8 protein-coding genes are annotated in these 7,153 nt (G+C 47.0%); 4 read left to right on the top strand and 4 right to left on the bottom strand.

Going from position 1 to position 7,153, the window contains the following annotated elements; genetic code table 11:
- The first annotated feature begins 108 nt into the window (after nt 1-108).
- Nucleotides 109-618 carry an allophycocyanin subunit beta gene (gene apcB / locus EWV60_RS03465; RefSeq protein ID WP_036386273.1) on the top strand — a complete coding sequence of 170 codons (510 nt, stop codon included), beginning with the start codon at nt 109-111 and terminating at the stop codon, nt 616-618.
- A gap of 70 nt (nt 619-688) precedes the next feature.
- Here apcB and ruvX read toward each other — a convergent pair whose 3' ends face one another.
- Nucleotides 689-1,147: a Holliday junction resolvase RuvX gene (gene ruvX, locus EWV60_RS03470; protein WP_016515383.1), complete on the bottom strand. Its 459-nt coding sequence runs from the start codon at nt 1,145-1,147 to the stop codon at nt 689-691.
- The gene (locus EWV60_RS03475) at nt 1,147-2,388 is read right to left on the bottom strand and encodes a GNAT family N-acetyltransferase (RefSeq protein WP_149107821.1); all 1,242 of its coding nucleotides are present in this window, start codon (nt 2,386-2,388) and stop codon (nt 1,147-1,149) included. Before EWV60_RS03475 ends, ruvX begins: the two co-directional genes overlap by 1 nt.
- A gap of 211 nt (nt 2,389-2,599) precedes the next feature.
- On the opposite strand from EWV60_RS03475, the gene EWV60_RS03480 reads away from it, so the two are divergent.
- The gene (locus tag EWV60_RS03480; RefSeq protein ID WP_002741066.1) at nt 2,600-3,106 is read left to right on the top strand and encodes a hypothetical protein; all 507 of its coding nucleotides are present in this window, start codon (nt 2,600-2,602) and stop codon (nt 3,104-3,106) included.
- A gap of 8 nt (nt 3,107-3,114) precedes the next feature.
- A complete protein-coding gene (locus tag EWV60_RS03485) occupies nt 3,115-3,522 on the top strand; it encodes an MAPEG family protein (RefSeq protein ID WP_002774974.1) in 408 nt (135 codons plus the stop codon).
- A gap of 90 nt (nt 3,523-3,612) precedes the next feature.
- Here EWV60_RS03485 and EWV60_RS03490 read toward each other — a convergent pair whose 3' ends face one another.
- Nucleotides 3,613-4,653, bottom strand: coding sequence for an adenosine deaminase (locus EWV60_RS03490; protein ID WP_002753648.1), 1,041 nt, complete (start codon nt 4,651-4,653; stop codon nt 3,613-3,615).
- Between the two features lie 263 nt (nt 4,654-4,916).
- Here EWV60_RS03490 and EWV60_RS03495 point away from each other — a divergent pair, with 263 nt between their 5' ends.
- The gene (locus EWV60_RS03495) at nt 4,917-5,747 is read left to right on the top strand and encodes a hypothetical protein (RefSeq protein ID WP_149107823.1); all 831 of its coding nucleotides are present in this window, start codon (nt 4,917-4,919) and stop codon (nt 5,745-5,747) included.
- 6 nt (nt 5,748-5,753) lie between these two features.
- On the opposite strand, the gene EWV60_RS03500 is transcribed toward EWV60_RS03495, so the two are convergent.
- Nucleotides 5,754-6,644 (bottom strand): alpha/beta fold hydrolase, encoded by an 891-nt coding sequence (locus EWV60_RS03500; RefSeq protein ID WP_287230988.1) that lies wholly within the window; start codon nt 6,642-6,644, stop codon nt 5,754-5,756.
- Nucleotides 6,645-7,153: the final 509 nt, after the last annotated feature.

Below are 7,153 nucleotides of genomic sequence, written 5' to 3' on the forward strand. Positions count from 1 at the left end.
ACAAGCAAGGGAGTTAGACTAGGGATGTCCCCCGAAGTTCAACCCTGTGAGATTATAAATAAAGCGAAACTCAAAAATGCCTTTATTGCTGTTGGGAGAAACTTAATAATGCGAGACGCGGTAACTAGCCTGATTAGAAAATACGATGTCACCGGACGTTATCTCGATCGAGATGCGATCGATAATCTTAAACAATATTTTGCCTCGGGAACTGCCCGTCTAGCTGCCGCCGCCCTAATTAACGCTAATTCGGCGGCGCTCGTGCGTGGGGCGGCGATTCGTCTATTTGAAGAAGTTCCCGAATTGATCCGCGCCGGGGGTAATGCCTACACCACCCGTCGTTATTCTGCCTGTCTGCGGGATATGGATTACTATCTCCGCTATGCCAGTTATGCGCTGGTGGCTGCCGATACTAATGTTCTAGATGAGCGGGTACTGCAAGGACTACGGGAAACCTATAATTCCCTCGGTGTTCCCATCGGTCCGACGGTGCGCGGTATCCAAATCATGAGCGAAATGATTCAAACCATGGCTCTTGAGGCGGGTATTGCCGACACCTCTTTGATCGCTGAACCCTTTGATCATCTCACTCGCGAACTAAGCGAAGTCTCTATTTAAATTCAGTTATCAGTTATCAGTTATCAGTTATCGGTTAGGAAAGGCAAGAGGCAACAGGCAAGAGTATTTATTAATTTGTCTCCTGTCTCCCGTCTCCTGAATTATTAACTCGCCGTCGGCGATCGAGCCATTGTTGTAAAATAATCGCCGCCGCTTCCCGATCGATCGCTCCCTTATCCCAAGAGGAAAACTGTTTTTTGGCTTTTAAGAATTCTTCCGCCTCTAGGGACGTGCAACGCTCATCAATGTATTCGAGGGGTAAATCCAAGGCGATCGCTAGTTTTTGGGCGTATTTTTGTACCTGTTTGGCCTGAAATCCTAACTCTCCGGCCATGGTATAGGGCAGTCCCGCCACCAAAATCTTAATATTTCTTTCCTTGACAATTGCCTCAAACTGTGCTACATCGGCAACAAAGGAAGAACGGATAATCGTAGTCAAACCAGTGGCGATTAAACCTGTACCGTCACATCCTGCCACTCCTACCCGTTTTTTGCCGATATCTAAGCCCAGGGCGGCGACCCTTTCCATTACACTGGATGCCCCTGATCCGGGGGTTCTGAGGGGGGTTTAGCGGGGGGAAGTTCTCCCGGACTGTCGAGGGAGTCTAGGGGGGGATTATTGGGCCATTTTAACCAAGACATCCGACTAGGGATGGGAGTTCGTGGCACCGATTGTAAACCCTGGAGCATTTCTGCTAAGGCGGAATTTTCCGGCTTAGTTTCGCGAATTTTGTGCCATACCGAGCGCGACATCATCAGGGTGTGGGAACTGCGGATCGCTCCCAATTGTTCCAGATATTCCCGTCTTTCGTGCTGATAATCGGCAGATATCAACTCTAGCGAGCGAGGGGGATACTTGCGAGTGATCTGGGCCATCTGGATTAATAACTTAGGATAGAGCCAAGTGTAGGCGGGATGGACAATTAATTTCGCTTGATGGGGTCGCTCATCCCGATTAGATAGAATTAATTCAAAATAACCGATCGCCGCTTTTCGTTGCGGTTCAAAAACGTAACCGCGACTAATTTGCGGACCGCCGCACCAACTCTGACAGCGACCGAACAAACTATCAACTAAACTGATTTTAAAATCCTGGATATGGCGATCAAATACCTGACGCAGTAGCGGCGGCATAGACACACAATCTAACTGATAAAGCAATTGAGCGTCAGCATTGCTCACAGGCAGTAAATTCGGTAAATCTGCCTCTTGTTTGCTCAATTCCTGTAATAATTGCGGCGGTAAAGACCAATAGGTTAATTCTGCCAAAGGCTGAAAACCGTGTTGCCGGAAAAGTGCCAAACTGTCCTTTTGATTGATATTAACCTCTAACACCCAGGTGCGGGCTTCCCAAACCGTTTCTAGACAATAACGCAGTAATTGCGCCCCGATGCCCTTGGGTTCGCCTAAAGACTCCCCCGGATGCACCCGCACCTGTTCCACCCGCCAAGTGCTGCGACTACTATTAAAAGGAGTGACTTGGATGGCCCCGCGAATTTTCCCTTCTTCTCCCCGATTGGCCAGGGACTCGGCCACATAGACATGAAAACGGTGTTGCAGAGGATTGGGAAAAAAACTGAGAATTTTAAACAACCCAAACCAAGGCCGCACCCGTTGCACCTGCGTGCGGAAATTTTGGGCGCGACGATCAATATCCTCATCGAAGTCATCTAGGGTTAAAGCTTCAATGTCTTCCAAATCCCGATATTGTACGGGACGGATTGGGCGATCGCTAAAATCGTCCCCTTGGGGAACAGGAGAAGTGGTCATGGCTCTGGGGTAAATATCGTCTATGCACCTATCTTACCGTAGAATCTAGAAGCACTTCCCCACCGATAACAATTTCTGAGGGATCATAGGGGACGACCACAGAAAGAACACCTCGATGGGTAGCTGGGGTTTTCTGACCAAATTTCCGATCATGACAATTCGATGCTACAATAACGGACGGTTAATCAGTCCGAATTTGCAGTAAAAGTCTTTGAGTCAATCTGTAGATACCACTAACACCCTAGACACTCTAGCTCAAGAACTGGCCGCCATTCAGCAGACCGGTTCTAAGCGCGTCGCTTTATTGGGTTCCCGTCACGTTCCCATCACCCACCAGCAATTGATCGAAATGATGGCCTATGCCCTCGTGCTGGCGGGCAATCGGATTATGACCTCCGGGGCGACGGGAACCAATTCCGCCGTCATTAAGGGGGCAATGCGGGCAGATCCTAATCTGTTAACCGTGATCTTACCCCAAAGTCTCGATCGCCAGCCCCTGGAATCCCAAGAACAACTTCAGCAGGTTATCCATCTGGTGGAATGTCCCGAAAATGACCATCTATCCCTAGGGGAAGCCAGCAGCCTCTGTAATCGGGAGATTATCAATCGTTGTCAACAGTTAATCTGTTTTGCTTTCCACGACAGTCAAACCCTTTTGCAAACCTGCGCGGAAGCGGAAGATCAACGCAAGCTAGTTACCCTATTTTATTTTGACTAAATTCAGCGATGAATCTCTCCGTCAGTGCCATTCTTCTCTATTCGATCGTGGCTGCCGCTGTCTCTGTATATCTACCTTTTCTGCTGGTGGCTTACGCTAGAGCTAAGGTGGGTTACAATACCTCCGCTCCCCGGGCCATGTTCGACCAACTCCCAGACTACGCTAAACGAGCAACTTGGGCCCATCAAAATGGTTTTGAAACCTTTATGATCTATAGTGCCGCCGCTCTCATGGCCTACGTTACAGGAGTCTCCTCATCCCTAGCTGCTAACTGTGCGATCGCTTTTGTGATCCTCCGGCTTCTATTTTCCCTTTTTTATATCACTAATATCCCGATCGCTCGTTCCCTGATGTTCGGTCTTGGTTCTCTCTGTACTTATACTCTCTTTGGGTTAAGTTTAATCAAGATTCAGTAGAATTACCCAAACCAGATGCAGGAGAGTCGAAAAACGCTATAGTTCGGGAGCGGTAAAGAATTTGCTTAACCCAAACTATAGTTAATTGTGTTACTGATAAACCGGTAATTTGGGATTATCTACTGATAACAAACCGGTTAAAAGTGAGGCGGGTTTTTGACTATAGGGCCAGGCAAAAGCATGGCGAAAAGCCGCATCTTGACAAGCTTGTAATTGTCGGAAATCGATCACATCTAGGGTGAGTAAATTCTCGTACTCGAAGGGCAGCCGGACATTGTGTAAACCAGCATTATCGGTACAGATAGCAATATCAACCCCCGCTTCAAAACAGCGATCGAAGACTATCTTTAATTGCGATAAACTTTCGAGGGTGCCAGTTTTTAAATAGGTGGTGGGACAGACTTCTAAACATTGATGACGACGGGCAACTTCCGGCAGCAATTCTGGGTATTGTAGGGGAATTTGAATACCGTGACCAATTCTTTGCAGATAGGGCAGTAATTGGGGATAACAACCGTTCTTTGTTTCATAAAGATGGCCGGTGGTATTTAAACCGTTTTCCCTAGCATAACTGTATAAACCAGCAAATTCCTCTAGTCGAGTTTGGTAGTACGAATCACCCCCCGCAATATCGATCGCACAGACGTATTCTCTCATCCCTAGGGCCAGATCAACGATCGCTTTGTTGACTTCGTAGGGAAGTCGCGAGTGCATACAGAGAATTTGACTGGTAATAATCGGATATTCGCTCATTTTCGAGGCTTGACCAACGATCTCGACAATTGATCGCATTTGCTCGATTCGCTCTGTCTGGTTCAAATATTCGTCGGTGCGATAGTAGGGAGTATAGCGCAATTCTAAATAGGCAAGATTCTCGAAGATATAAGCACCGCGAATCAGACGATAGATAAAATAGGGCAAAGTTTGGGCGGTTTGGACACTTTCGACAAGGGTGTGTAATTCTAAATACTCATCTAAACTATTGCGTTCGCGGGTGTAAAATTCCTCAAAAGCGGGATATTCTGGGAATTTATCCGCTAAATCCCGCTCATGTCTGTGAAAGTAGCGCCAGAGAATTCTCGGTACTACCGATCCCCCTAAATGCCGATGCAAATCCGCGTATAAAGCCACAACTCCGCTGCTCCTTAGTCTCTCAAATGTTCCTTAAATATAACGAAGTTTTACAATTGTTTGACAATTGCTCGCAAATAGTATCAGTACCTAGTCGGTGAACAGTGTGGGGTGTGGGATGATGGGGTGTGGGGTGTAGGGTGTGGGGTGTGGGGTGTGGGGAGTTTTCTCAGTGAACTGATAACTGATCAGTGATCACTGATAACTGATCACTGCTTAATGATTTGATAGCATGGAGGAAAACCTATAGAGGGTAAAGCGGTATGAGTAACTATAAAGATTCTTCTTCCATGCGCTATTTCTTGGCAGGATTAAAACCCTTTGCCCAACCTTTATTTTGGCTGCCCCTAGGAATATTTTCCTTAGCTCTCATTGCTTTCTCGATATATCAACAGAATCCTGAATGGTTGGGTTCGGTATTCGATACCCCAGGAAAGTCCTTGGAGGAACGCGAAATCGAGAGCAACAAGATTACCGATACTCCTCTCCCCACTGCCGTACCACTGCCGGCCATTCCTGCCAATAATAATACCGCTCGCCCGGGGAGACCGGCCTCGACGCAGCCTTTTGATCCTTTAAATACTAATCCCAATGACAACCAGAAACCCTCTTTATTCGCTCCGTTAATGCCGCCAGTCAAGCCAAATCCAGTACCGAATGCTAGTAAAGGTCTGCAACCGATTCAAGTGCAACCGATTAGTGGCAACACTAGCAATTATCCTTTACAGAGAGAAATCGAAAATCGCTCGCGGACTGCTAACTTGAATAATTATTCTAATCTCAACCCTGGGGGCAACCCGAATCAAGTCGCCCCCCAGGGAAATTATTCCCCTTATCAACAAAATGTTCGGCCTCTACCCTCCTGGAATAATGCCAAACCTAACCCGGTCCCTGGCTCTAGCAACCAATCCAACTATTATCAACCCCCCATATATCAGACCCCCGTTTACGGCAATCAACCCAACGTCACTGGTTATCCCAATCAGGGAATGCCGCCCAACAATAATGGCATCCCCAATCAAGTTCCCCCTCAAAGTATTAACCGAGGTTTCTCCATCCAACAACCCATTAATACCCGGTCTTCTGGTTACTAGAGGAACTTAGCTATAAGCTTGCAGGAAGTCTAATAAAATCGGATTAACTATTTCTGGGGCTTCATCCTGGGGACAGTGGCCTAAGCCAGCTAAGGGGATAAACTTTTTTACGGTCGGGAATCGTGCTAATTCTTGGCCCAAGGGCAAGGGTTCCCAGGGATCCTCGCTACCCCAAAGCAGAATAGCCCGACAGGGGAGAATCGGCAGTAGGTCTTCCGGGAGTGGGCCACCAGAATAACCGGTAAAAGCGAGGAAAACCTTGATCGCTCCTGGATCTCTGGCGGGTTTTAAGATTATTTCCACTAATTCCTCCGTTACAGCTTCTGATCGCCGATAAGCTTGCAGGAGAATTTTACGCACTGTCTGGGGTTTAGCGATCTGTTGGAAGAAAAAAGCCCCAATTGCTTTATTTTTGAGAATTATTTGGGCAATATCCGCTCCTAAACGACGATACCAGGGTAATTCCCCCCGTTTTCTTTCGTGAAGTAGTCTGAGGGAACAATTAATCGCCGCCACCCCAAGGACAAAATCGGGATGATCGACGGCAGCCTGCATAATGGCGATGCAACCGATGGAATTCCCCGCCAAAAAAGCAGCACCCCCCACCACTTCCCGACAAAAATCGGCAATTTGCGCCCCCCAAGTCTCGAAAGTGTAATCGATCTCGTTTTTCGGTTCGGGTTTGTCGGAACCGCCAAAACCAATTAAATCTAGGGCAAAACAGCGACATTTTTCGCCTAAAACGGGGATATTTTTCCGCCAATGTCCCCAAGATGCCCCAAATCCATGCACAAGCACGATCGCGGGTCCTGTCTCCCCCGCACTTTGATAGGTGATTTTGAATCCCCGCCAATGCCAAATTTTTGGTTGTGTCTCTAATCCTAGAATTTGCTGCATACTTTGTTGTGTCTGTAAAGTATTTGTTGCTTTTCTTAATATATACTGTCAGGTTAAGTGGCGGCTTGGCTGGTGGTCTGGGGATGAGGTTTAAAGACTGATCGGGTTCCAATTATTTTTATTAATAAATATTTTACACACTTGATACTGGGTAAGCAAGAGGCTACGGCACTACTAACAGATCATTTCCTCTAAAAAAATGGAGAATCACGTTTTTATCCATGACTACAATGCACAGTAAAGCAAAGGATTAAGCCTCCATCACTACTACCGAATCACCACCCATCAAGAGTAAGACTGATTCTGTATTCTGTGCTACCGTTTGAATTGGGAATTACTGTCTAGAATTTGGTATCGACGACTGGCGACTGGCTCCCCAAAACGAAAACTGGCTCTTCGGGACTTGGTATGGTTCGATATGGGGGCATAAATCGACTAAATCCTTATCTGGCAAGGGATTTAATTGATTAGTTCGCTCTAGATCGCAAACAATTGACAAAAATCGCGGT

The sequence above is a fragment of the Microcystis sp. Msp_OC_L_20101000_S702 genome (assembly GCF_007095705.1).
GTDB classification, from domain to species: domain Bacteria; phylum Cyanobacteriota; class Cyanobacteriia; order Cyanobacteriales; family Microcystaceae; genus Microcystis; species Microcystis ichthyoblabe_A.